The sequence below is a fragment of the Cupriavidus sp. CP313 genome (assembly GCF_054072015.1).
Map to the genome: position 1 here is coordinate 24,341 of NZ_JBSVZB010000012.1, position 25,699 is coordinate 50,039.

General features: G+C 66.8%; 9 protein-coding genes. 3 read left to right on the forward strand and 6 right to left on the reverse strand.

Features of this window, described 5'->3' with window-relative positions; all coding sequences use genetic code 11:
- Window positions 1–68: 68 nt before the first annotated feature.
- From ACW4E8_RS17705 to ACW4E8_RS17720, 4 genes are read right to left on the reverse strand one after another with little or no spacing between them, the layout of a single operon-like run.
- Complete coding sequence (locus tag ACW4E8_RS17705) at window positions 69–1,031, reverse strand: fumarylacetoacetate hydrolase family protein (protein ID WP_456805698.1); 963 nt, start codon at window positions 1,029–1,031, stop codon at window positions 69–71.
- Window positions 1,032–1,044: 13 nt separating this feature from the next.
- Entirely contained in the window at window positions 1,045–1,641 is a 597-nt protein-coding gene (locus ACW4E8_RS17710; protein WP_456805699.1) for a VOC family protein, read from the reverse strand.
- On the reverse strand, window positions 1,638–3,572 hold the full coding sequence (locus tag ACW4E8_RS17715) for an FAD-dependent monooxygenase (protein WP_456805700.1): 1,935 nt from the start codon (window positions 3,570–3,572) through the stop codon (window positions 1,638–1,640). The genes ACW4E8_RS17710 and ACW4E8_RS17715 overlap by 4 nt, the downstream gene beginning before the upstream one ends.
- Entirely contained in the window at window positions 3,569–5,458 is a 1,890-nt protein-coding gene (locus ACW4E8_RS17720; RefSeq protein WP_456805701.1) for an FAD-dependent monooxygenase, read from the reverse strand. Before ACW4E8_RS17720 ends, ACW4E8_RS17715 begins: the two co-directional genes overlap by 4 nt.
- 219 nt (window positions 5,459–5,677) lie before the next feature.
- On the opposite strand from ACW4E8_RS17720, the gene ACW4E8_RS17725 reads away from it, so the two are divergent.
- Window positions 5,678–6,406, forward strand: a complete 729-nt coding sequence (locus ACW4E8_RS17725) for a TetR/AcrR family transcriptional regulator (protein ID WP_456805702.1) — start codon at window positions 5,678–5,680, stop codon at window positions 6,404–6,406.
- On the opposite strand, the gene ACW4E8_RS17730 is transcribed toward ACW4E8_RS17725, so the two are convergent.
- Window positions 6,336–6,947: a DUF3016 domain-containing protein gene (locus ACW4E8_RS17730; protein ID WP_456805703.1), complete on the reverse strand. Its 612-nt coding sequence runs from the start codon at window positions 6,945–6,947 to the stop codon at window positions 6,336–6,338. The two genes, ACW4E8_RS17725 and ACW4E8_RS17730, sit on opposite strands and share 71 nt — an antisense overlap.
- A gap of 61 nt (window positions 6,948–7,008) precedes the next feature.
- Window positions 7,009–7,119 carry a helix-turn-helix domain-containing protein gene (locus ACW4E8_RS17735; RefSeq protein ID WP_456805704.1) on the reverse strand — a complete coding sequence of 37 codons (111 nt, stop codon included), beginning with the start codon at window positions 7,117–7,119 and terminating at the stop codon, window positions 7,009–7,011.
- A 148-nt stretch (window positions 7,120–7,267) separates the two neighbouring features.
- On the opposite strand from ACW4E8_RS17735, the gene ACW4E8_RS17740 reads away from it, so the two are divergent.
- Complete coding sequence (locus ACW4E8_RS17740; protein WP_456805705.1) at window positions 7,268–15,433, forward strand: SpvB/TcaC N-terminal domain-containing protein; 8,166 nt, start codon at window positions 7,268–7,270, stop codon at window positions 15,431–15,433.
- Window positions 15,434–15,482: 49 nt separating this feature from the next.
- Window positions 15,483–25,694: a Tc toxin subunit A-related protein gene (locus ACW4E8_RS17745; RefSeq protein WP_456805826.1), complete on the forward strand. Its 10,212-nt coding sequence runs from the start codon at window positions 15,483–15,485 to the stop codon at window positions 25,692–25,694.
- Window positions 25,695–25,699 lie beyond the last annotated feature (5 nt).

Genomic DNA, 25,699 nt, shown 5'->3' on the forward strand with positions numbered 1-25,699 from the left:
TGTCTCCGATGTCATTGTTATTGCCGCGGGCAGGTCTAGGGCCGCCTCGCGTGGGAGCCGAGGTACGGCTATTGGCCGGCGATCGAGTTAGTCAGGACGCCCAGCCCGGCGATCTCCACATCGACGCAGTCGCCGTCCTCCAGGAAGCGCCATTGCTCGATGCCGGCGCAGTTCGGCACGCAGCCGGTGGCGAGCAGCTCGCCGCCGTGCAGCGTCTCGTTGGACGAGGCGTAGCTGACGATGCGGTCGATGCGATGGGTCATCCCCGCAGTGCTGCCCTGCCCTCGCATCTCACCGTTGACGCGCACGGTGACCTCGAGCGCGTGTGGATCGGCGATTTCGTCGGCAGTGACGATCCAGGCGCCGAGGCTATTGCTGCCGTCGAAGTCCTTGCCCTTGGCCGGGCCGGCACTCGGGCGGGCGCGCATTTCCTTCATCAGCTGCGCGCGTTCGGAGAAATCGTTGAAGATCACGTAGCCGAAGATGTGCGACATCGCCATCGAGCGATCGATGTTCTTGCCGGGGCGGCCAATCACGACAGCAAGTTCGGCCTCGTAATCCAGCTTGCTGCCGGGATCGGGCCGGGCCACCTTGCTGCCGTGGCCGGACAGATTGAGACGCGCCCCTTTGTAGTACATCGGCGTTTCGTAGAAGGCCTTCGGCACCCTGCCCGCACCCAGCGCCCGCATCAGCAAGCCTGTAGCCGGGCTCACGCCATGGGCCATGACCTGCCCGAAGGCATTGCGCAGATGCTGCTCGTAGACGCTGAAGCAACGGATCTGCGGCGGACGGTAAGGGACCTGGAGCTGAATCGAGCGCAGCGCGTACAGGTGCGCGCCGTCTCTGCTGCGGTCTTCCAGCAACGTCCGCAAGGCCGGCAGCGTGTCATGCTGATGCTCGATGAGCGTCAGCAGGCAGGCAAAGCACGCATCTCCCGCGAAGGTCGCGGTCACATCCAGCACCCGGCCGTCGGCCAGGCCCAGCCCGACATGGCCCTTCACCTGCGCGGTGGAAAATGTGCACAATCTCACGGGCTCTCCCCTTTCAGCGCAGGCTCAGGAACTGGCGGCTGGTCACCGCGCCGGGCTGCTTCAGGCTGGCTTCCGGCTCGCCAGCCTTGTAGCGTTCGAGCAGATGCTCCGGATCGAACTCGATCCCGATCGCGTTCTCCGCGAAGGCTCCCGAACGCAGCCACACATCCAGTGCCTCCAGCGTCTCGAAGTTGTCCACTTGCAGTTCCGCCTGGATGCCATCGGGGTCTCGGTAATACAGCGAGGTGGTCGGTCCGTGGTTGATGCACCATTCCGGGCGGACGTCATGGCCCTTGAGCCGCTCATAGGTGTGGAGCAGGTCGCCGAGCGAACTGTAGGTGAAGGCCACGTGGTCCAGGCCTGTGCTCTCACGCCGGCGGGGCGAGAAGTTCGCGGCATTGATCAGCGCCAGGCGGTGATGCTCCTCGTCAAAGGACAGGAAGCAGAGCAAGGCATTGCGATACATCACGCGCGCGCCCAGCACGATGCTCCACCAGTGGATCGCTTCATCAAAGCGGCGCGTGGCCAGCACGATGTGCGCGAGCTTTTGCGGCGGGCGCGCGTCCGGGTCTGGGCAGGGGATAGGGAACTGGTCCATGCTGTCGCTCATTGCATCTCCTTGGTGAGGTGTGCCGCGCTTGCGGCGCGGGTCGTGATTGACTGGGAAACCATGCGCGCCATCACCGCCTGCAGCGCCGCGCCGGGATCGGCGCACTGGCGCCGGCTGCGCCAGGCGACGATGCCGTCGCCGCGCAGCAGCACCGCGCCGGACACGTCGATCTGCAAGGCTTCGGCAAACGCCGGCGCACCGATACGGAACTGCGCATCGTCGCCCGTGCCGACCTGGGGACACGCCACGTCGATACCCCAGGCGGCGCGCAGTTGCACCAGCGCCGCCTGCCAGCGCACGCGCTCCTGTTCGTGGACCAGCAGCGTCATGGGCGCACGCCGGGCCAGGTCGCGCGTCGACAGCGATCCTCCATCTGCGTCACTCCACAGATGGGGAACCAGCGCGCCGGGGCTGGTCTCCGGCCAGTAGTCGGTGCCCGCGTGGGGCGATTTCGCCTGCGGATGGGGCTCGCGGCAGAGGAATCCCGCCGCATGCGCATAGCCAAGATCGGTGCCCAGCGTCACGAACACTTCTCGCTGCCGGTCGATCGCCCTGCGCACGCGAGCACGGACGTCGGCACCTGCCTGGCCAGCGTCCGCGAGCCGGCCCAGCGACTTCAGGCCAGCGCCGGTCGCGGCCCGGAACAGCTTGCGCGCGGCAGGCCTGGGCAGCAGCCGGACCCAGGGGGACCGGGAGAGCGCGGACAAGGCCTGGAAGCCGCCCGGATCCACGCCGGTGGCGCGCAGCACCTGGTCGGCCAGGTCGCTCAGTTGCTGCGTACGGCTGGCATGCGCCTGGGCGCTCGCCGCTCTTTCCTCGGCGTAACTGGACAACAGCGCCTGCGCAAGGTCGTCGCGGACAAAGCTGCCCAGCAGGATCTGCAGCCGCCACGCCAGGCTCGCCGCGTCCTCGATGCCGTGGTTCATGCCGAAGCCGCCGATGGCGGAGAAGCCGGCAGCGGCTTCGCCAAGCAGCAGCACGCGCCCGACCCGAGCCACCTCGGCGCGGCGCAGCGCCATGGACCAGGGACGGACGGACTGCACGCTGACGTCAACGCTGTCGTCGCCGATCGCGGCCTGCACCAGCGACAGCGCCTGCGCGGCCGGCATCCCGCCGGCAGGCTCGAGCGCAGGCAGCACCGCGGTCGTCAGGACCCAGTCCTGTTCATCGGCGGTGTGGGCGGTGAGCGTGCCCACCACCCTGGGATTGAAAATCCAATACAAGGGGCTTGGCCTCGCTATGGCCAGCTTGCCCAACTGCGCGCGAAAATGGATTTGCGCCACCGCCTGCAGCGGCGTCTGGACAGATGGCACGCCCAGCAGGCGCCGCACCGTGCTCTGCGCGCCATCGGCACCCGCCACGAAACGCGCGGTGCGCCGCACGCTGATGCCGCTGCGCAGTTCGCGCAGCGTCAACGTGCAGGCATGCGGGTCCTGCGACAGCGACTCCAGTTCGTACCCCGGCAGGAACTCGATCAGCGCGTTGCGTGCCACGCGCTCCCGCAGGATTGGGTCGGTCACGTTCTGGGACAAGTGCAGCGGGCGGCAGGGGCCGCTACCCAGCAGGCTGGCGGTATGCGCGGGATCATTCCCGATCGGCACGCAGCGGCCCAGGTCGACCCCCGCCAGCGACGTGCACCAGGTGATGTAGCGCAGCTTGAGCGGTGGCGAACTGATCTCGCGCAGTTGCTCGGCAAGTTCGGCATCGATGGCGCGGATCACCTCCATCGCGCGGGCGAACCAGACGTGTCCGCGCGGATGCGTGTCCGCGTCGCCCTGACGCTCGACCAGCACGCTGCGGATGCCGCGGCTGGCCAGGAGCAAGGCCAGCACAGAGCCGGCCGTGCCCGCGCCGATGATCGCCACGGGAATCGGGACCGGAACGGAATGCCCATCCTGGCGCGGCGGCGCGGCTTCGGAATCGTGTGTCACTGGTGAGCCTTCGCGAGTGTGTTGAAAAGTGGCTGCGCCGCGGCGAGCGGCGACGGCACGGGAACCTGAAGCACCCGGCAGAGGGCGGCGAGCACGTCCTCCGGCTGCACGTCCGTGGCCGAAGCATGGCGCCAAGCAATGTGGCCATCGGGACGCACCAGGAGGACGCCGTCCGGCAGGCCTCGGTTCCATAGGGGCAGTTGCTGCCTGTCGGCGCAATGGATGGCTGCACCAATGTCCACGCCGTGCACCGGCAGGCCGCCAAGCCGCTGGCTCGCGCACGCGGCAAGCCCGGCGCATGCCTTGCCATGCCGGCCGAAGCCAGCGAGCAGGAAGTGCCCGTTGCCAACCAGGTCATGCGAAGTGGCGGACGCGCCGGAAGCGTCCTGCAGCCGGAAATGCGGCAGGCGCCCGCCCGGGGTGAACGACTGCGCCAGCTCCAGTACCGAACTTGCCGCCATTGGCGCTTCCAAGGGCATCGCGTCACTTTCGCAAACCGCCGCGCCCCGGTACATGTAGCCCAGGTCCAGCCCGAGCGTGTTGAAATGCTCCATCTGCGCTTCAGCAGCCTGTTGCACATTGCGCTGGATGGCCGCGAACCGGGGCGTTGCCGCCAGTTGCACGCGCCGGATCCGCGCGTCGACGGGCGCCACCAGCATCCGCTTCACGGCGGATCGCAGCGCAGCGGGCAGCGCGCGGGCCGGTGCGCTGGCGCGCAATCGCGCCAGCGTCGGCAACTTGTCCTCATCGAGACCCAATGCCGCGGTGACCTCGCGCATCTTCCGGTGGTTCGCCACGCTGACGCCGCAGTTGGTCTCGGCCACCGGCTTGCGCTCGTCACCATAGGTATCGAGCAGCCCTGGACTCGCCCTGCCCTTGATGACGCAGGCCAGCTTCCATGCCAGGTTGTGCGCGTCGGCAGCGCCTGTGTTCAGCCCGAGTCCGCCTGTGGGCGGAAAGCGATGCGCGGCATCGCCCACGAGGAAGGTGCGCCGCTTGCGGTAGGACGCGGCGATGTGCGCCTGCATCGTCCAGTTCGACAGCGACGTGATGCGCAAGGGCATATGGCGATCCCCGAGCGCGGTCCGAAGCAGGCGCTCGCAGCGCTCCAGGGGGAAGTCCGCCGGCGATTCATGCTGCGGAAAATACGGTGTCATGAACACCGAGTAGCGCGCCGAATCGTGGACGATGAACGTGCCGGGCGCCGCGGCCGACAGGACCCAGAAGAGGATCGACGGACTGTCCTTGACCAGATGCCGGATATCCGCCTCGAAGTTGATGGTGATGAGATGCGCCAGGTTGGTCTCCCCAACCATGGGCAGCTCCAGGCTGCGCCGTACCGGGCTACCGGCACCGTCGGCTGCGATCAGCCATTGGCTGCGCACCCGGTAGATCTCGCCAGTCGCGGCATCGCGCACGGACGACACAACGCTGTGCTCGTTGTGCTCCGCGCCCTGCCAGGCATGGCCGAAGCGCGCCTGGCAGCGAACCCGGCGCGACACCTGGGCGAGCAGCAGCCGCTCCAGATGATGCTGGGGGATGTTCGCGGTGCGCTTGCTGCTGGCGGCCGCCATGCCGGCAAGGTAGCCGGGGCTGCCGATATCGATGCGAGCCAGGTCGCCCTCGGCAAGGTTGCGCCGCCACGTCACGAAGCGTGCATCGGCACCATGGGTCGTGATACCGGCCAGTGCCTCGTCGGTGACGCCGATACCGGCCAGGATTTCCTGCGTCCGGATGTTGATGACATGCGCCTGCGGCGCGAGATGCAGGTCATCACGACGTTCGACCAGCAGCGATTCAATGCCCTGGTCCGCCAGCAGCGCTGCCATCAGCATGCCAACCGGGCCAGCGCCCACGATTAATACCGGAACCTCCAACTCGCGCATCCTGCCCCCAATGTTGCTCGCCGCCGCATGGCCGCCTTGAAACGGAAATTTATATAAGTATAAGGCAAACGCACACTGGTATTTATATTTATATAAGGATGCGAACGCGCGACAGGGCGGCCGGCAAAGCCGCGGCCGCCGGATGTAGCCGGGTCAGGTCGCGGCCATGTGGGAGAATGGCGAGATCGCTACCGTGTGTGAAACGCGTCCCAAACCACCATGACAACTGTTGAGAGCCAACGCTCGAAGACTCCTGCCCGAAAGCGCGCCACCGAAGCCTCCGCTGCCCCGACACCGGTCTCCCGCGTCGCCGAGGTGCCGGGGCGTCAGCGCCTAATCGACGCCGCCGAAATCGAGTTCACGCAAAAGGGATTCGACGGGGCGTCCGTACTGTCGATCGCAAACCGCGCGGGCGTAAAGCAACCGCTGCTGAACTACCATTTCGGCAACAAGGAAGGGCTCTGGCGCGCGGTAGTGGAGAACGCGTACGCGGGATTGCTGGCCGCGTCCAGGCAAGCAGCGGCTGCCCTCGACCGCTCCGACCCGCTCGCCCGCCTGCAGGCAGCGCTAAAGGCCTTCGCGGTGAGCAATGTCCTGCATCCGGCGGCGCATTCCCTGGTCCTGATGGAAGTCGCGCAGGATGGTCCAAGGCTGGACTGGCTGGTGGACAACTACATGAAGCCGTTTCACGACGAGCTCGATGCGCTGATCGCGGAGTGTCATGCAGCGCAACTACTCAAGCCTTACCCACCGGAACGGGCCAGTGTCACGATGACGGCCATGCTTACGGCCGTGCAGTCAGCCACGCATTTGCTGAAGCGCCTTTATGGCGTCGGGCCCATGACACCCGCCCAGGCAGAACAGCACGCGGAACAGGTCATCGATGTCCTGATGCATGGCATGGCCGCCCGCAGGCCCGGCCGCCGGCGGGCGGCAGGCGCTGTCTAGTTCTGGTCAGCCGTGATCGCTCTGACGCCGGGATTTTGCGTGTCACGGCTTCGTCGAACCAACGGTCCATCATCGCTTTCTCATAGCGCAGCCTGTCGGTGGGACTGTGGACGTTGACACCCAGATTGAAGGCCTGGTCGGCGATACGCTGCTCGCCCCTGACGATCACGGCACCATCGCTGCCGCGTAGTTCATAGAGCAGCTTCATGTGCGGCCAGGTGACATCGCGCACCACGCGCAAGTCATAGCCGTGAAAACGCCACGGTTCGAAATGTCCGGCCAGGTCGACATCGAGCACCTCGATGCTCAGCGTATAGCCAGGCGGCAGGTGGCGGACGGCCAGTTCGTGGAAGTGGGCGCGGATATCGTTCATCACCTGCGCCCTCTCCTTGTCGCTGCCGTAGGCACTGCGATAGGCGGCATCGGTGTATGCCTCGGGGTGATCAAAGGTAAGGATCAGGGTTCCGGCCGGCGGCGCCGCAAGGGCGCTCAAAGCGAGGGGTGCCGCGCAGGCGGCCAGCAGACGGAGGGATCTGGCCATGGCGAGCTCCAGGACGGTAGTACGCTCCTTGATTCTAGACCGACCCGATCTCCTTGACCGTCTAGCTGAGTGCAGGCAGCGACACTCCCAGCTTTGCAGTCGCACGCGTGAAGCTTGGCTCCCTGGCGATCCTTGCGAAAGCAGCAAGGTCATTCGAGTACTTGGGCGCCATCGAACCCGGGAATTTTCAGATCAGAGTTAAACGGCCCGCAGTTGCACTTTGACCGGCGTCTTCTACGCTGCATCCATTGCAAGGGCCGCCTTCACGTGCGTCCCCCCGCAGGAACCAGAACAAAAGCAGCACACCGGGAGCGCCTGTCATGATTCCAGGCACGGCAGCGAGCGAGGGCTCAGGCAATCAGGAGACCCAGGGTCAGGCTGCGCCGTCGATCTCGCTGCCCAGGGGCGGCGGCGCGATCCGCGGCCTCGGCGAGAAGTTCGGGGCCAACCCGGTCACCGGCACCGCTTCGATGTCAGTGCCGATCGCAACCAGCCCGGGCCGTTCGGGCTTCGGCCCCCAGCTTTCCCTGAGCTACGATTCAGGCGCAGGCAACGGTCCGTTCGGCTTCGGCTGGAACCTGTCGCTTCCTGCGATCACTCGCAAGACCGATCGGGGGCTTCCGACCTACCTCGACCCCACGGACGCACCCGACGTCTTCATGATCTCTGGTACCGAGGACCTGGTCCCGGTGCTCACGAAGGCGCAAGGGAAGTGGGAGCGAGAGCAGTTGCCCGCGCGCACCGTCAACGGATTGACGTACCGGGTAGACCGTTTCCGGCCGCGCATCGAAGGCCTGTTCGCTCGCATTGAGCGCTGGACCAACCTCGCCGATGCGAGCGACGTGTTCTGGCGCTCCATCTCGGAGAGCAACGTCACTACCTGGTACGGCAGGACGGCCGAGAGCCGCATTGCCGATCCCGCGGACCCAAGCCGCGTCTTCAGTTGGCTGATCTGCCAGAGCCACGATGACAAGGGCAACGTCATTGTCTATGGCTACAAGCCCGAAGACTCGGCGCGGATTCTTGAGGACACGGCCGGCAACGGACTTGCCAGGGCCCATGAGCGCAACCGCACGGATGCGTCCCGTTCCGCGCAGCGCTACCTCAAGCGCATTCGTTACGGCCATCGTTCGCCCTACTTCCCGATACTGACGGACGATGCGCCCTGGCCAGAGCCCACGGATTCCTGCGCGCGCGACGCAAGCAACGCCTGGCACTTCGAGGTGGTCTTCGACTACGGCGAGCACGACGCCCGCGCGCCGACGCCCGCCGAGACGGGCACATGGCCCGCGCGCCAGGATCCTTTTTCCGCATACCGCGCCGGCTTCGAGTTGCGCACCTACCGGATCTGCCGGCGTGTCCTGATGTTCCACCACTTCCCGGGCGAAGCGGGTGTAGAGCGCGATTGCCTGGTGCGCTCCATGGACTTCAGTTATTCGGACGGAGCCCCCACTGACGTTCGCAACCCGGTCTACGCGTTCCTGCGCGCGGTCACCCAGACCGGCTACCGTCGGCACAACGGCGGCTACGACCGGCGCAGCCTGCCGCCGTTGGAGTTCGAGTACACCGCGCCCGTGGTGCAGGACGTCGTGGAGGAAGTGGACCCGGCCAGCCTGGAGACCGCACCCATCGGCCTGGATGGCAGCAGCTACCGCTGGACCGACCTGCACGGCGAGGGCCTTGCCGGCATCCTCACCGAGCAGGCTGGGGCCTGGTACTACAAGCGCAATCTCAGCCCGATACCGGAAAGGCTGCCGGACGGCCAGGAGGCAGTGAAGGCGAAGTTCGCGCCGCTCGAAGCCGTCGCCATGAAACCCGGCGCCAGCTTGTCCGGCGGCGCGGAGTTCATGGACCTCGCCGGCGACGGCCAGCCAGACGTGGTTGTCATGGAAGGCGCCGCCCCCGGCCTGTACGAGCATGACGAGGCCGAAGGCTGGCAACCCTTCCGTCCTTTCGCCGCGCGCCTGAACCGCAATCTGCGCGATCCGAACCTCAGGTTCGTGGACCTCGACGGCGACGGCCGTGCCGACGTGTTGATCACCGAAGACAATGCCTTCGTCTGGCATGCCTTGCTCGGCGAAGACGGCTTCGGCCCGGCACGGCACGTCGCGCAGGCGCTCGATGAAGAGCAAGGCCCGCGCGTCATCTTCGCCGATGGCACCCAGTCGGTCTACCTGGCCGATTTCTCGGGCGACGGCCTGACCGACATCGTCCGCATCCGCAACGGAGAAGTCTGCTACTGGCCAAACCTGGGCTATGGCCGCTTCGGCGCCAAGATCACGATGGACAACGCACCCTGGTTCGACCATCCGGGCCAGTTCGACCATCGCTATCTCCGCCTGGCCGACATTGACGGCAGCGGCACCACCGACATCCTCTACCTGCACCGCGATGGCGTGCGGCTGTACTTCAACCAGTCCGGCAACGGCTGGAGCCAGCCGCACGCGCTGAAGGTGTTCCCCCGCATCGATGACCTGGCGAGCATCCTGGCCACCGACCTGCTCGGCAACGGCACGGCCTGCCTGGTCTGGTCATCCGCGCTGCCGGGCGACGCGCGGCGTTCGATGCGCTACGTCAACCTCATGGGCGGGCGCAAGCCGCATCTGCTGGTCAGGACCCTCAACAACCTCGGGGCAGAGACCCGCGTCGACTACGCCCCCTCCACCAGGTTCTACCTGCAGGATAAGCGCGACGGAAAGCCGTGGATCACCCGGCTGCCGTTTCCGGTCCACGTGGTCGAGCGCGTGGAAACCTGCGACCATATCAGCCGCAACCGCTTCGTCACCCGCTACGCCTACCACCACGGCTATTTCGATCCCGAGGAGCGCGAGTTCCGCGGCTTCGGCATGGTGGAGCAATGGGATACCGAGGCGTTTGCTGCCCTTGCCGATGGAAACGCCCCCGCGCACAACATCGCCGCCGCAACCCATGTGCCTCCGGTGCACACCAAGACCTGGTTCCACACCGGCATCTATCTGGGGCGCGAAAACGTCTCCGACTACTTTGCCGGCCTGCTGAGCGCCACCGACCAGGGCGAATACTTCCGCGAGCCTGGCCTGACCGACGCCGAGGCCCGGGCCCTGCTGCTGCCGGACACGGTGCTGCCAGCCGGCCTGCCGCGGGAGGAAGAGCGCGAAGCCTGCCGCGCCCTCAAGGGCTCGATGCTGCGCCAGGAGATCTACGCGGACGATGCCGGTTCCGGCGCAACGCCAGGACAGCTCCTGCGTGCCCGCACCCCCTACTCCGTCACCGAGCAGAATTTCACCATTCGCGCCTTGCAGCCCCGGGGCGGAAACCGCCACGCCGTCTTCTTCACACATGCCCGCGAGACCATTAGCTACCACTATGAGCGCAACCCGGCCGACCCGCGCATTCAGCACGCATTGACGCTGGAGGTGGACGCCTTCGGCAATGTGCTCAAGCAAGCCGCGATTGGCTACGGGCGTCGCGCACAGATTCGCGTGGTCGATGCGCAGGGGCATGTGCAACTGGGGCCGAACCCCGGATTCGACGGGCTCCATCCGGCCGACCAGGCCCGGCAAACCACCCCACTGCTTACCTATACCGAGAACCGCGTCACCAACGCCATCGAGTCGGCCGACGCCCATCGCACCCCCCTGCCCTGCGAGGCAATTTCCTTCGAGCTGACAGACTACCCAGCCACCGCTCCGGCCGGCCGCTACCAGGCCACGGACTTCGTCGAACCAGATCCTGGCGCAGCAGGCCGTCTGCGCCATAAGTTCAACGCCCCGGAAGTCGCTTACGAGGCCACAGCGTCCGGCAGCCAGCGCCGCCGCCGCATCGAATGGCTGCGCACCCTCTACCTGCACGACGACCTGGGCAGCCTGTTGCCGCTCGGCAAGCTGCAACCGCTTGCATTGCCGGGCGAAAGCTACAAGCTCGCCCTCACCCCTGGCCTGCTCACCGAGGTCTACCAGCGCCCTCGCCAAGGGCAGCCGGCCGCGCCGCTGCTGCCCAGTCCGGCGGCCGTCCTCGGCGACCAGGGCGGCTACTTGCAGAGCCAGGCGCTCAAAGTGGACGGGCGCTTCCCCGCGAGCGACCCGGACGACCACTGGTGGATTCCTTCGGGACGGTCCTTCTACGGCACGGACCCCGCAGGCGACGCAACCGCCGAGCTGGAGCAGGCCCGGCAGCACTTCTTCCTGCCCCGCCGCTACCGCGACGCCTTTGGCCAGCAAGCTTTCGTGGACTTCGACGCCCACGACCTGCTGTTTGCGGAAACCCGCGATGCGCTCGGCAACCGCGTGACGGTGGACGCCCACGACTACCGGGTCCTGCAGCCGCGCCTGGTCAGCGACCCGAACGGCAACCGGGCCGAAGTCGCCTTCGACACGCTCGGCATGGTGACCGGTACCGCAGTCATGGGCAAGCCGCATCCCGCGCCGGTGGAAGGCGACACGCTCAGCGGCTTCGCCACCGACCTCACGCAGGCCCAGCTCGATGCGTTCTTCGATGCAGCGGACCCGCATGCCGCCGCGGCGGCATTGCTGGACGGTGCGACCACACGCATCGTCTACGACCTCGACCGCTTCCACCGCACCCGGCAGGCCAATCCGCACGACTCCGCCGCGTGGCAGCCGGCCTGTTCCGCGACGCTCACGCGTGAAACCCACGTCAGCGCGCCCCTGCCGCCACAGGGCCTCAGGATCCTGCTCAGCTTTGCCTACTCCGACGGCCTCGGCCGTGAGATCCAGAAGAAGATCCAGGCCGAACCGGGCCCCGGCCCACGGCGCGACGCTAACGGCAAGATCGTCGTGGGCGCGGATGGCGTGCCTGAGATGACACCCAATGACGTATGCCCGCGCTGGGTCGGCAACGGCTGGACCGTTCTCAATAACAAGGGCAAGCCCGTCCGCCAATACGAGCCGTTCTTCACCGATACCAGCCGCTTCGAGTTTGATGTCCGCATCGGCGTCAGCCCGGTGCTCTTCTATGACCCGGCCGGGCGCGTCGTCGCCACGCTGCATCCGAACCATACGTTCGAGAAGGTGGTCTTCAATCCCTGGCAGCAGGCCACCTACGACGTCAACGACACCTGCGCCCCACGCAGTGCGCAGACCGGCGACCCGCGCTCCGACCCGGACATCGGGGGCTACGTCGCCGGGTATTTCAAGATTCAGCCGGACACCTGGCAGACCTGGCATGCACAGCGCATCCGCGCCGCCCTCGGACCAGACCAGCGCAATGCTGCCTTGCGCGCCGAAGCGCATGCCGACACCCCCACCATCGCCCATTTCGACACGCTCGGCCGCCCCTTCCTCACCGTCGCGCACAACCGGATTGCCTGCCCTGGCCACGACCTCGACGGCACGGAAGACACCTTTGCCACCCGGGTCGAGCTGGACATCGAAGGCAACCAGCGTGCCGTGCGCGACGCCATCCAGCAGGCCGGCGACCCGCTCGGCCGCGTGGTCATGCGCTATGCCTACGACATGCTCGGCAACCGCATCCACCAACTCAGCATGGACGCCGGCGCACGCTGGATGCTCAACGACGTGACTGGCAAGCCCATCCGTGCCTGGGACAGCCGGGGGCACGACTTCATCACCACGTACGACGCATTACGCCGGCCGGCGGAGCAGACGGTGCGCGGCAGCACTACGGATTCCGACCCACGCACACTGGATCGCGACATCCTCGTTGATCGGATCGAATACGGCGAAAGCATCGCCAACGCCGAAGCGCTCAACCTGCGCACCCGCGTCTACCGCCACTTCGATTCGGCGGGCGTGGTCACCAATGGCCGGCTCGATGCCAACGGCAACCCGACCGAGGCTTACGACTTCAAGGGCAATCTGTTGCACAGCACGCGGCGCCTGGTCTGCGACTACACCGCCCTCCCCGACTGGCAGTCAGACCCGCAACTGGACGCCGAGTGCTTCGAGGGCAGCACGCGCTACGACGCGCTCAACCGCGCCATCCAGTCGATTGCGCCACACAGCAGCCTGGCCCGCGCCAGGCGCAATGTCATCCAGCCGGTGTTCAACCAGGCCAACCTGCTGGAGCGGGTCGACGTATGGCTGGAGCGCGCGGCGGCTCCCGCTGCGCTGCTGGACCCGGACGACGAGGCGCCATCCCCGGTCGGCGTTGCCAACATCGACTACGATGCCAAGGGGCAACGCCTGCGCATCGACTACAAGAACGGCGCCAGCACCCTCAACAGCTACGACCCGCTCACTTTCCGGCTTGCGCAAGCACTCACGCGGCGCATCGCGGCAGGCTTTCCCGGTGATGATCCGCAGCCCCCCATCGCCGGGTGGCCGGGCCACCAGGTGCAGAACCTGCGCTACACCTATGACCCGGCCGGCAACATCACCCATGTCCAGGACGATGCGCAGCAGACCGTCTACTTCAGGAACAAGCGCGTCGAGCCGGGCAACGACTACATCTATGACGCGCTCTACCGGCTGCTCCAGGCCACGGGCCGCGAACACCTGGGGCAAGGTGGCGCGCCGATCGCCCATTCACACAACGACGCCGGCCGTGCCGGCCTGCTGAGCGCCGACGCGGCCGGACGCTTCGCCCCCGACGACGGCAACGCCATGGGCACATACACCGAGCGGTATGTATACGACGCCGTTGGCAACATTCTGCAGATGCAGCATCGCGGCTGCGATCCGGCCCATGCGGGCTGGACACGCGCCTACGACTACCTGGAACCTGGCCTGACCGAAGACGACCACGATAGCGTGCCGCTCAAGACGGGCAACCGCCTGACCCGCACAACGCTGGGCCCGACAGGGAACGCCCCACAGGCGGAGATGTATCTGCACGACGCCCACGGCAACATGGTCCGCATGCCGCACCTCGGCGGCGGACTGCCCGGGGCGAACATGCACTGGAACTGCAAGGACCAGCTGCGCCAGGCCGACCTGGGCGGCGGCGGTATCGCCTTCTATGTGTACGACGCATCGGGCCAGCGCGTGCGCAAGGTCTGGGAGAAAGCGCCGGGCCTCATAGAAGAGCGCATCCACCTTGGCGGCTTCGAGATCTTCCGCAAGCACAGTGGCTGCATCGGCGCCGACACCGCCACGCTGGAGCGCGAGACGCTGCACGTAATGGGCGACAAGCAGCGCATCGCCCTGGTTGAGACGCGCACGCTCGACACGGCGGGCGACGACCAGGCGCCACGGCAGCTGATCCGCTACCAGTTCGGCAACCACCTTGGCTCGGCCAGCCTCGAGCTGGATGAACATGCGCAGATCATTTCCTACGAGGAATACGCGCCTTACGGCAGCTCGACTTATCAGGCATCGCGCAGCCGGACGGAGACGGCGAAGCGGTATCGGTATACGGGGAAAGAGCGCGATGAGGAGAGCGGGCTGTACTACCACGGTGCGCGATATTGCGCGTCGTGGCTGGGGCGGTGGACTAGTGTCGATCCGGCCCTGCTTGCTGCGCGTGTGGGGCAATCGATGGATCAGACTTATCAGTACTGCATGGGTCGCCCCATTGTGGCTGCTGACCCCGACGGACGGGTGATCTGGTTCGCCGTGATCGGGATTGTTGCCATCGCCTCACTCACCATCACCAGTGACGCTAACGCCCCGGCGAATGAAGAGCAGGCACGCAATGCCAAGCCCAGCATCTCAAATGCCGAGTTCGCTGCCCGCACAGCAGTCGTCGGCGTATCGTGGTTTGCCGGCGGAGCCGTAGGCGACAAGATCTTGCTGGGCACCGGGTCCAAGGTTCTTGCCGGATCGGGCGGGGGCGCTTTTGGTGGGCTGGTGGGTGCGCCAGGCGATCTGTTTGTCTCAGACCTGTTCAGAGGCGATTTCAGCTCAGGCGGGGAATATTTGTCCCGTACCGGGGGCGGCGTGCTTGGTGGCGGACTGCTGGGAGGAGCGTTTGGCGGGTTGTCGAGAGTATTCAAAGGACCGGCGACACCGCCACCGGGCGGCTTCGGATGGCAGAACGTTTTCGGGGTGCCAGGTATGCGGCCTGGGCGCGCCGCCGACATCGCGGACGTGTTCGAGGCTCGCTTCGGCGAGCCTCCTGAAGGCATGTATGTCGTGGGTAGTCGCGCGGAGGCTTACACCACCGGCAAATGGCCCGAGGGATCGGGCCCGGGCAAGAGCGACATCGACCTTGTCATCCAGTCAGAGGTTCCAGATGTCACGAAGTGGACGCCTGAAGGGTTTGAATTCCTCAAGGACATTAACCCGGGCCGGGTCCCGCCCGGGGTGACAGGCATCGGCGTAGGACCGGGCAAGACCTTCATTGGTTCAGACCCGGGCAGCATCCCCAAGGCAGGCCTCGTTGATCCATTTGTTGGACCATCAGCCGAGCTGCCGGACCTTAGCCTGGGTCCGGCGTTAAAGGTCTGGCCTCCCCCTCCAAGCCCGCCTCATCAACTCAGGGCCCTTGCTGAGCGCCTTGCCGGGCCCCTTGCCGGGCCTCTGGTCGACCGCGCCTGGCAAATACTGTGGGGCAGCAAGCCCCAATCGAATACGGCTGCGCCGTGACGTTCTGCGAAACACGCGGTTCGGTGAAGTGTTATAGGGGGAACGCCTCATGCCACAAGTCATCCTAGTCCGCCTCGCGCCAATGAAGCCGACCAGCGGCGCCAGTTTCAAGAGCTATCTCAACAACCTGACGATCCGCGCGTTTGACCTGTCGTTCGGCAACTCCGCCGATGGCACGCTGGTTGGGCAGGCGCAAGGAGCCTGGATCCCGAATACGGGCATCAATGCGGTTGGCCCGGCGTTCAATCCCGCCAACCAGCGGATCGTGCAGCACTTCTCCGTGTATCCGGTGCAGGTGAACCCATTGCCCGCGCCGCCATTCCCGGACGTGCGCCTTGAAGCGGTGGCGACGGCGATCATCGAGCTGAACCCGCCCGCGGCGGAGTTCAACACGACCGATCTGCGCCTCGAGATCAAGCAGGGCACGCAGCTCGTTGCCTACGAGCGGCTCGACTTCAACGTGAAGGTCGAGCCCAACGCACCGATCTCGAACAATCCGCTGACCTACATTGGCGTCGATCCCCCCGCAGTCGTGCTGACGCTGCCGGACCCCGGGGTCGCGCTCGATCCGAATGCCGCCTTCGTGGAGCTGCCGCCCGACGGCACGCCACCCAAGTTCGTGCCGCTGCGCAATGCGATCAACAAGGTGCTGGCGCAGGACCCGGGCGGTGGCGCCACGCTCGCCAACCGGAGCCCGCTGACCGCGGCGCAGTCGCGCCAGGTCTCGCGCGAGATCATCTGGAACCGCCAGATCGCCCCTCCGCCTGAGCGGCCGAACAACCGCCGGCTCGAGGACATGTACACGCGCCCGCCGACCGACACGTCATGGAGCGCCGACGAGCGCGACAAGGCGGACATGGATCGGAAGCAGTATGAAGCCAGCCTGCTCGGGTACTACGCACTGCAGAACGCCAACGCGGATCGCCTGGCGCAGTACGTCTTCGCCGCGTCAGCCGCGGTGTGGGCCGGACAGCAGAGCGCCAACCCCGGACGCGTCGGCCTGCGCTTCCCGGTCGAACCCGGCCCTCCCCCGACCCCGGGCGCAACGTTCCGTCGGGCGGACGTCGTGATCGTGAACGATGGCGGCCTGCTCCTCGACTTCCAGGTTCCCGCCGAATACTTCTATGCGCTCTCGGCGGTCCTGGCGACGAACGTCACCGCCCAGGAGCGCTACCGGATGGCCACCGACGATGACGAGTCGCGCATCGTTGCCTCCATCAAGGCGGCGCTTGACGCCAACATCATCGCCGCCCCGGCCACGACGCCCGAAAACGCGGCGCGCCGGCTCGTGGCAATCGGCCGGGGCCGCGTGCAGCGCGCCCCGCTCTGTCCGCTCAACGCCAACGTGAACGCGCTGGTCACGGCATGGCTCGCCCAGATGGTGCCGTCGATCGACCCGTTCTGGCAACAGAGCCCCTTCCCGGCCGCGCTGGTACCCGGGCACCTCGACCTGGTGCTCGCCGTCATCACGCAGCAGACCACGGTCACGCCGGCATCGGCCGCGCTGATCGCCGCGATCAAGGGCATCCCCGTCGCCAACGTGGGGCAGCTCAAGGCACGCACAGTCCAGCAGTGGCACGCCTTCTTCCTGCCCGCCAACGTTGGCCTGCTTCCGGACTTCACCAACCCTGGCACGCCTGCGGAGCGGGTCGAGGCGTTCGTCCGCCAGTTGCGCAAGTATTTCGAAGTGCTGTCGATCGCGCCGGCGCCGCCTGCGGGCGCGATCGCAAACGCGCTGTCGATTCCGGTCGCCGCCGGCGACCCCTTCGCCGCGTTCCTCGCGGCCGCCCCCGGTTTTGCATTTCCGGTGGCGAACTGGGGCGCGCCCGCCATCGTGAACGCGCTGCAGGCCGTGTTTCCCGGCGATACGGCCGCGCAGGCGTGGCTGCTTGACGCGCTCAAGACCATCGATGAGCTGCTGCGCGCGACCACCGGTGTCGGGCCGGCGGCGCTGCAGTTCTCCCTGCTTGAAGCGCTCTACGCGCGCGGATTCACCTCGCGGGCGCAGATTCAGGCGCTGTCTGCCGCCGAGTTCGAGTACGCGCTGACGGGAACGGTTGCCTATCCGTTTGCCGCGGCGATTCAGGCCGCCGCCGGCGGCGCGACGGGCGCTGTGCCGCCGGCCGTTCCCGGTCCGTTCACGCCAGTCAATCCGGACGGATTGCTCATCAACTGCATCCCGCCATGGCACCTGTCGCCGCTCGGGCCGGTGAAGTATCTGCAGGATCTGCTCGCGACCGGCATCGGCGCGACATGCGAGCATCCGGCGGCAACCGGCGCCACGCTCGCAGACCTGGTCGCGCCGCGCCGCGGTGCGCTCGGCAGCCTTCACGCCACGGCCGCGAACGTTCACACCACGCTGCCGCTGATCGACATTGTCAATGAGAACCTCGAGGACCTCGCCGACAACGGTGCCCCTGGCGTCGTCTACGACACCAGCGCCACGACGCTGGGCGGGCACGCGCTAAAACCCGCCGACGCTGACGACGGCACGGGGCACGCGCCGAATACCCTGTTCGCCGCGCTGCCGGAGCATTCGACGCCGGCAACGCCGGTGAAGAAGCCCGGCGCCTATGTGAAGCTCGCCGCCGATTTTTCCTCGCCGCTGCTGCCCTACTCGCAGCCGCTCGACATCTCGCGCACGTATCTGTGCGGGATGGGAACGTCGCGGTTCGCGACCATGCGCGCGTTCCGCGAAGAGATCACCGAGTTCGCGATCGACGCGAAGCAGGAGGCCGTCGACTTCCAGAAGCATCTGTGGCGATATCCGGTGCGGATCGAGCTGGCGATCGAGTCCCTGCGCCTCTCCCCGGCCGAGTACCAGACCCTGTACGTCGATCCGATCGGCCCGGCCGACCTGCTCAAGATGTACGGCTTCCCGTCGGCCACGATCAACGGGGTCGACTGGAAGTCGATCGTCGTGCATGTGCCGGAGTTCCTCAAGCGCACAGGGCTGGATTACTGCGAGTTCCTCGAGCTTTGGAAATCGAAGTTGGTCGAGTTTGAACGGCAACCGACCGCGCCAGGGACCGCTGCCGGGCGGACGACGGGGGCGGCGCCGAATGCCGGATTCCCGGATTGCGAACCGTGCTGCCCGGAAGATCTCGTCATCCAGTTCATTAATCCGCCGGCGCCCGAAGATGCGCTGCGGCGGCTGATCGTCTTCATCCGCCTGTGGCGATCGCTCAAGTGCCTGCCCGGCGCGGGCTACAGCTTTGCGGACCTGCGTGACATCTGTCTGGTGCTCGGCCTGTTCCAGGGTGCGAACGTCAACCCGGAGTTCATCCGTCAGCTGGCCGCCTTCCAGATCCTGCGAGACGACTGGCGGCTGGCGTTGGGCACCGATCCGGACGCGGCACCGGATGCAACCGGATCGGCACGCACACGCCTGCTTGGCCTGTGGGCCGCCGCGCCCGCCTCGTCGTTCGACTGGGCCGTGGAACATCTGCTCGGGCGCATAGAGGACCGCGCCGAGCGCGAGCACGCGCCCGGCCGGCGTCCGGGCAGCCACCGCCGCCATCGGCCGCCCGAGTTCATCAAGATCCTGCGCGACAACCTGGACACGCTGTCACTGCTGAGCGGTTTCGATCCGGTCGCGAGGCCTTGGAATGCGCAGCCGACCGGCACCCTGCGCTTCACCGAAATCCTGGCCAAGGTCTACGGCTCGCGGTTCACCACCGGCGAGCTGCTGTACCTGTTCTCGGTCGACCAGCATCTCGACGGAGACGATCCGTTCAGCCAGCAGGACAAGAACGAAGCGCTCGATCAGCCGTTCGACTTCCCGGAGGAAGGGCATCCGTACGACCTGTGGTGCCTGCGGCGCAAGCTGCTGGACGTCCACGCAACAGAAGAGGAAATCACCGCGCTGACCTGGACCGGCCTCGTCACCGCAATGCGGACCGGTTTCGGGTACGAGCCTGCGGCAGGCACCGATCCCCTGCGCGAGCTTGGGGAGCATTTCTTCCCAGGGATGCTCGCTGACGCGGGGTTTCCGGTCAGCCCGCAGGCGCGTCAGTATCGCTCAGCCCTCGGGGCCACCGTCGCGAGCATGTGGAACTACCCGCACCCCGGACCGTTCCAGTACGATGCCGTCGCCAAGGAACTGGCGACGTCTCTGCCGCTCCTCGACCAGGACGTGCTGTTCAAGCTCAATGCGATCGAGCAGTTGACGGACGCCGAGCGCAAGGCGGTGCAGCAGTTGTACTTCGCCCCGCGTGCCGAGCTCGCGCGGTTCTCATTCCTGTTCCCCAGCCTCGCCGCCGCGGAACAAGCGCTGGTCCAGGAAGCGGATGAGACCCGGCGCTGGGAATACTTCCGCCGCGCATTCGTGGAGTTCTCATGCCGCGCGCGCATCGTCGCCGAACATCTTGCCGCGCATGTGGGCTACGCCTCTGACGGCGCCGACGCGGAAACCGATCTGGCGTGGCTGATCCTTCGCCGCCTGCTCGGCGACGAGAACAAGGCAGCGTCGGCGTGGGAGCAGGACAACGGCAAGCCGCCAGCCGGTTTCTCGTGGCCGCTGCCGGCGGGCGGGGCCTTTGCTGCACTGACCGGCCTCACCGGAACCGGACTGCTCGGTGAGGTGAAGGGCGCGAGCGGGAGCTCATGGCCCGAACTGCGGGGACCGATGACGGTGTTCTCACAGGCGGGCAATGCCTGGAATGCGCCGGTTCCCGGGATCGTGCCGGACCTGGATTTCACGCTGCCGCCGGCGGCACTGAAGTTCGCCGTGTTGCGCAACGGCCTTGCGATCCGTGAGTCGGACGGCCAGCCGCTGGCGGGCGCCGAAGGCTACACCGCACGCTGGACCGGCGTGCTCATCGTCGAGAAGTCGGGCACGTACACATTCTTCGCCGGTGCACCGGCACCGGACTGCGATGCGCCCGATTTCGAGGCGTGCAGCCACAACAAGTGGCGCGTCAACCTGCGGCGCGGACAGAAGACGTTCCGCCTGCTGAACTACCGGTGGGCGGACGAGCCGGCGCCGGACCGTGCGTCCGGCCCGCTGCATCTGAAGCGCGGCGCCTATTTCATCGATATCGACTTCGAGGAATCGCCACCGGAGTTCGACGAGAAGCAGGAGCTCGCGCCCGCCCGCACCGGCTTCACGGTGAAGTACCAGGGCCCGGACACCGATGACTGCATTGCCGAGCTGCCGGCAGAGCGCCTGTATCGCGACGTCTCGCCGGGTGAGATGAAAAGCGCGCAGGCGGTCGTGCCATCGGCAAAGGCGTATCTGGCCCTGCAGTACACGAGCAGCCTGCGCGACATCCGCCGCACCTATCAGCGCGCATTCAAGGCGCTGCTGTTCTGCCACCGGCTGCGTCTGTCGGCGCGTCTGGTGGCGCGGGCAAACGTTTCCGAGATCGAGTACATGCAGTCGTCGCCAGGCCTGTTCGCCGGCGTCTCCTACGTTCCCGGCACCCCGTTTACATCGCACCGCGCGTATCTGGACTTCAATTTCCTGCCGATTGGCGACACCTACAACGGCGATCCGGAACGCAAGCCGCCGGCGCCGCTCGACCAGCGCGCGACACCGTCCGTCAAGCGACGGCAGGCGCTCTTCGACTGGTTCGAGCGGTGCTACGACTATACGGTGATGCGGCGTGCGGTCTGGCACCAGGCTGAGCGCCTCGTCTGGCTCTGCTTCGTCGAGGCCTCGAACCAGCAGCCCGCCGATCCCGTGCCGCTGTTGATAGACCTGGGCGTCGACATGGATCATGCGGCGCTTGTCCTCGACTTCCACGACGGCGTATCCGTCGACTGGTCCAGGCTTTCGGACGATCGCTGGGCTATCCGCGTCTGGCACGCCGCGTCGTGGGTGCGGCGGCTGCTCAAGGCCTTCGTTCCGCTCGACCTCGCCCAGGCGCAGCCCGATGTCTGGGCAGCGAGCGCGCCGGCGGCAATGGCCACCGGCAACGCGAACCTGACAAGGTTCTACCGCGACGGCATGATCGAGCGCGGCAACCCGCTGCGCTACGCCGACATCGAGCACCTCAACAACCTGCTGCGCGAGCGGGGACGCACCGCGCTGGTCGCATATCTCACCGGAATGAACCGGGTCCCGCTTCCGTTTGTGCCAGGCGCGTTTGCGACGTCGGCGAAGGATCTCAGCGCGTTGTTGCTGGTCGATGTCGATGCGGGCATTTGCCAGAAGCTGAGCCGCATTGAAGAGGCGGTCACGGCGGTGCAGTCGTTCGTGGAGCGCGCACGCCTGGCGCAGGAGCCAACGTTCGTGGTGACCCCGGCGTTTGCCTCGGCTTGGGACAAGCTCTTTGCGACCTTCCACATCTGGCAGGCCTGCCGCCGCCGCACGCTGTACCAGGAAAACTACGTCGAGTGGACCGAGCACGAACGCGCGATCCAGGCCGAAGCGTTCCGCTTCCTCGAATCCGAGCTGCGGCGCGCGACACTGACCGCGCCGCAACCCGGCGGCATGGAGTACTGGCCCGGACCATACTGGCCGGCACATCCGTCACTGACCGCGCTGCAGCATCGCGACCCGTCGCATCTGAAGCAGGTGCCACAGCCCGAGAACCTCGGGCTGATGGGGAGGCCAGAGCGTCACGCAAGACTCAGCTGGCTGGCGCCGACGCAGCTCCAGTTGCCTGCCGGCCCGACGCCGGGCACGACGAACAACGTCCCGGGGGCCGCTCGCGCCATGCTCGCCGCTACGGTGCCTGCCAACGCGTCCACCGGAACGCCGCCCGGCGCTGCCTCGCCGCAGCTTCCACTCTGGATCCAGGCGGCGGTCCGCCTCGGCACGCGATTCCTGCGCATTGCCGCTGCCGGGGAGCCGCCCGCTACGTCCTCGTTCATGCCGCCGGAGAAAGCGGCCTCGGCGTGCTGTGCCGAGTGCGGACGCGTGCATCCGCCGGTCATGGACGAGTACTACTTCTGGCTGGTGAACGCTGAGTACTACGATCCCGGTGTTCTGAATCCTGCAGATCCATCCTTGTACCAGGACGCGGACTGGGGTGTCGTGCCGCCCGACATGACCTCTGACTGGCATCGCCGTAACCGCCTGCCACAGCTGCTGGCCTGGCCGCCGCGGCCCATGGTGATGCTCGCATGGTGCCGCGTGCATAACGGAGAATTCCAGACCCCGCGCATCACCGATGACGGCGCGCATGTCAATCCTGCGGGCGGCGAGCCACAGCTCGAATTCCTAGGCCGCGACGTTGATTCACTACGGTTCCGGATCACGAACGCGGTGGTGCTCCCGCCTGGCCATATGGACCCGTCGCCGTGGGGCTTCCGCTACGACATCGTTCCGGATACCGCCGTCGTGACGCCCGAGGTGATCGCGACGCCCTTCGCGCCGGCACCGCTCGCTCCATTGCTGCCAGCGTATCCGTTCTTCGTCTATTTCACCTCCGGCGCGCCGCTTGAGCCATCGCTCTACTCGACCGCGATGACCGTCGCCGGAACGCTGCGCGCCCACTGCCGCTTCGAGGCAGCCCTGAAATGGTACGAGCTGTACTTCGCGCCTGGCGACAAGGACCTGCGCTGGGCGACCTGCCGCACGCCGCAGCCGCCGTCGACCGGGACGGTCCCCGGGACGAACGTCCCGGGTGGCCCGAACGTGCCAGGTCCGAACACCCCGGCCAGTCCCCCACAGCCCGTCGGCCGTGGCACTGCGGCAGCGTCGACGCCGCGTGCGGCGGTGTCGACGCGCGGTGGCATGCGCACCGACCAGGATCCCTGCTGCGACACGCTGGTGAAGACGGAGCTTGCGTCCCGGCAGCGAAGCGTCGTCCTAGCATATCTCGAAACGCTGCTTCAGCATGCGCAGGCGGCGATGTGCCGGCATTCCCCTGAGGGCTACGCCATGGCGCGGCTGCGCCTCGACACGCTCTCGAGATTCCTCGGCGAGCGGCCGCGCACGATCTTCGGCCAGGATGATGGCACCCAAGCGCAGACGGTAACCGCGTTTATCCCGCGGTTCGCCCCGCTCAACCCGCGCCTGATGGAGATTTACGACCGCGTCTCCGACCAGCTGGACGCGCTGCACCGCTGCCTGACGAAGGCGCGGCTGGCGGGCGGCGTCCCCAATCTGGATACCTCATACTGGGGCGACAATCCGGCGCGGCGCGGATGGAAGACTGCGGCCGCGCACTGCCTTGACGACGACGGCTGCTGCTGTCCGCCCAGCCCGTACCGTTTCCCCTTCCTCATCCAGCGCGCCGTGGAGACGGCGAACGAGGTCCGCACGTTTGGCGCCGAGCTGCTGGCGGCATTCGAGAAAGGGGATGCCGAGTTCCTCGCGGCAATGCGTGCTGCGCACGAACGCCAGATGCTCAACCTGACCGAGGAGATCCGCCGCATGGAGTTCCGCGAAGCGGACTGGCAGGTGCAGGCACTGCAGAAGACGAAGCAGGGGGCGCAGGCGCGGCGGCAGTATTACAGCGACCTGATCGCCAATGGGTTGATCCCGAAGGAGCAGGCCCACCAGAACCTGACGGGCGTTTCGATGACCACGCGCGCCGCCGGCAACATCGTGGAAGGTGTTGGCCAGGTCATGAACCTGATTCCGGACAATACGACCGGCGTTGCCGGCATCGCGTCAACCCCGGTGTCGGTGTTCCAGATGCCGATCGGCACCAAGCTGGCCCACGCGTTCGCCGCGGCCGCCAGGATTCTCTACACGGTTGCCGATATCAACGGCACGCAGGCTGGCCTGGCACTGACCGAGGGTGGATGGGATCGCCGCGAGGCGGACTGGATCTTCCAGGTCACTGTGCTCGACATCGAGATCCAGCAGATCGAACGGCAGATCCTTGGCGCCGAGCGGCGCCGCGACGTGGCGCTGCGCCAGTTGAACAACCTGGTGCAGCAGAAGCAGCAGGCGGCGGAGCTGCAGGACTTCCTGCGCGACAAGTTCACCAATCACGCGCTCTACCTGTTCCTGCAGCAGGAGACGGCGGCGCTGCACCACCAGATGTTCGAGATTGCCTGGTGCTGGGCACGCCAGGCACAACGCGCGTTCCAGCTGGAACGCGAGCTGACCACGCAGACGTACCTGCCACCGGATATCTGGGACGGACTGCACGAAGGCCTGCTGGCCGGCGAGCGGCTGTCGACGTCGCTGCGCGCGATGGAAAAGGCGTACTACGACCAGAACCGGCGCGAGCAGGAGCTGGTGACGCGGCTGTCGCTGCGGATTGATTTTCCGCTCGCGCTGCTGCAGCTGAAGGCAACGGGCACGTGCGAGATCGAGATTCCCGAATGGCGCCTCGACCGCGAATACCCCGGACACTACCTGCGCCGCGTCAAGAGCGTCAGCCTGACCATCCCCTCGGTCGTGGGCCCTTACACGGGCGTGCACTGCAAGCTGACGCTGCTGAGCAGCGCGACACGCATCGAGCCCACGCTGCTCGACGTCGAAGACTGCTGCCCTGGCGAATGCACCTGCGGCTGCTGCGAGCGCCGGCGCTACGAGGCGACCAGGGATGATCCGCGCATCGTGAAGCGCTACGGCGCAACCGAAGCGATCGCAACTTCCACCGGGCAGAACGACTCGGGGCTGTTCGAGCTCAATTTCCGCGACGAGCGCTACCTGCCGTTCGAATACGCCGGGGCGGTCAGCCGCTGGCGCATCGAGCTGCCCATCGAGACCAACGCGTTCGACATCGACACGGTAAGCGACCTGATCGTCCAGTTGAGTTACACCGCTCGCGAAGGCGGAGCGCTGCTGCGCAAGGCAAGCTGGGCCGCCGCGTCCTGCCTGCTCCCCGGCGCGGGGCTGCGCCTCTTCGACTGGAAGCAGGACTTCGCCGATGCGTGGCAGCGGTTCAAGGCAGCCGTGCCAGCGGCCGAACCGCCCGGTTCCACGCGCGCGCTCACGCTGCGCATGAGCCGCGGCATGTTCCCGTACCTGCCGGGCCAGCGTCCGGTGCGCATGCGCCGCGTCGAACTGTGGTTCGAGGCGCAAGGCTGCAGCGGCGTGCGCAACCATGAGATTGAGTTCGTGCCAGATCGCGACTGCGCATGCGAGGACGACAGCGAAGCGTGCTGCGACCGCTTCTTCCTGACCTGCGTGGCCAGCGAGGATTGGCCGTGTCTCTTCCATGGCGTGATCGAGTACCCGTTCCCGTTCCTGGGCGACGAGCGACCGGTCGCGATCGGCGATTTCCTGTTCCCGGAAGACGCCGGCGTGGTACACCGTGCCTATCTGGTGTGCTCGTACGAGGCCGGTCCGCCGGAACGCTGCTTGCCGAAGCTGCCCGCTTGCGACGGCGACTGCATGACCGTCTGTTGAAATGG

Bases quoted from the DNA above. Each gene is read 5' to 3' on its own strand.
- ACW4E8_RS17710 (WP_456805699.1), bottom strand. From the start codon at position 1,641: ATGAGCGACAGCATGGACCAGTTCCCTATCCCCTGCCCAGACCCGGAC.
- ACW4E8_RS17720 (WP_456805701.1), bottom strand. From the start codon at position 5,458: ATGCGCGAGTTGGAGGTTCCGGTATTAATCGTGGGCGCTGGCCCGGTT.
- ACW4E8_RS17725 (WP_456805702.1), top strand. From the start codon at position 5,678: ATGACAACTGTTGAGAGCCAACGCTCGAAGACTCCTGCCCGAAAGCGC.
- ACW4E8_RS17730 (WP_456805703.1), bottom strand. From the start codon at position 6,947: ATGGCCAGATCCCTCCGTCTGCTGGCCGCCTGCGCGGCACCCCTCGCT.
- ACW4E8_RS17735 (WP_456805704.1), bottom strand. From the start codon at position 7,119: ATGGCGCCCAAGTACTCGAATGACCTTGCTGCTTTCGCAAGGATCGCC.
- ACW4E8_RS17740 (WP_456805705.1), top strand. From the start codon at position 7,268: ATGATTCCAGGCACGGCAGCGAGCGAGGGCTCAGGCAATCAGGAGACC.
- ACW4E8_RS17745 (WP_456805826.1), top strand. From the start codon at position 15,483: ATGCCACAAGTCATCCTAGTCCGCCTCGCGCCAATGAAGCCGACCAGC.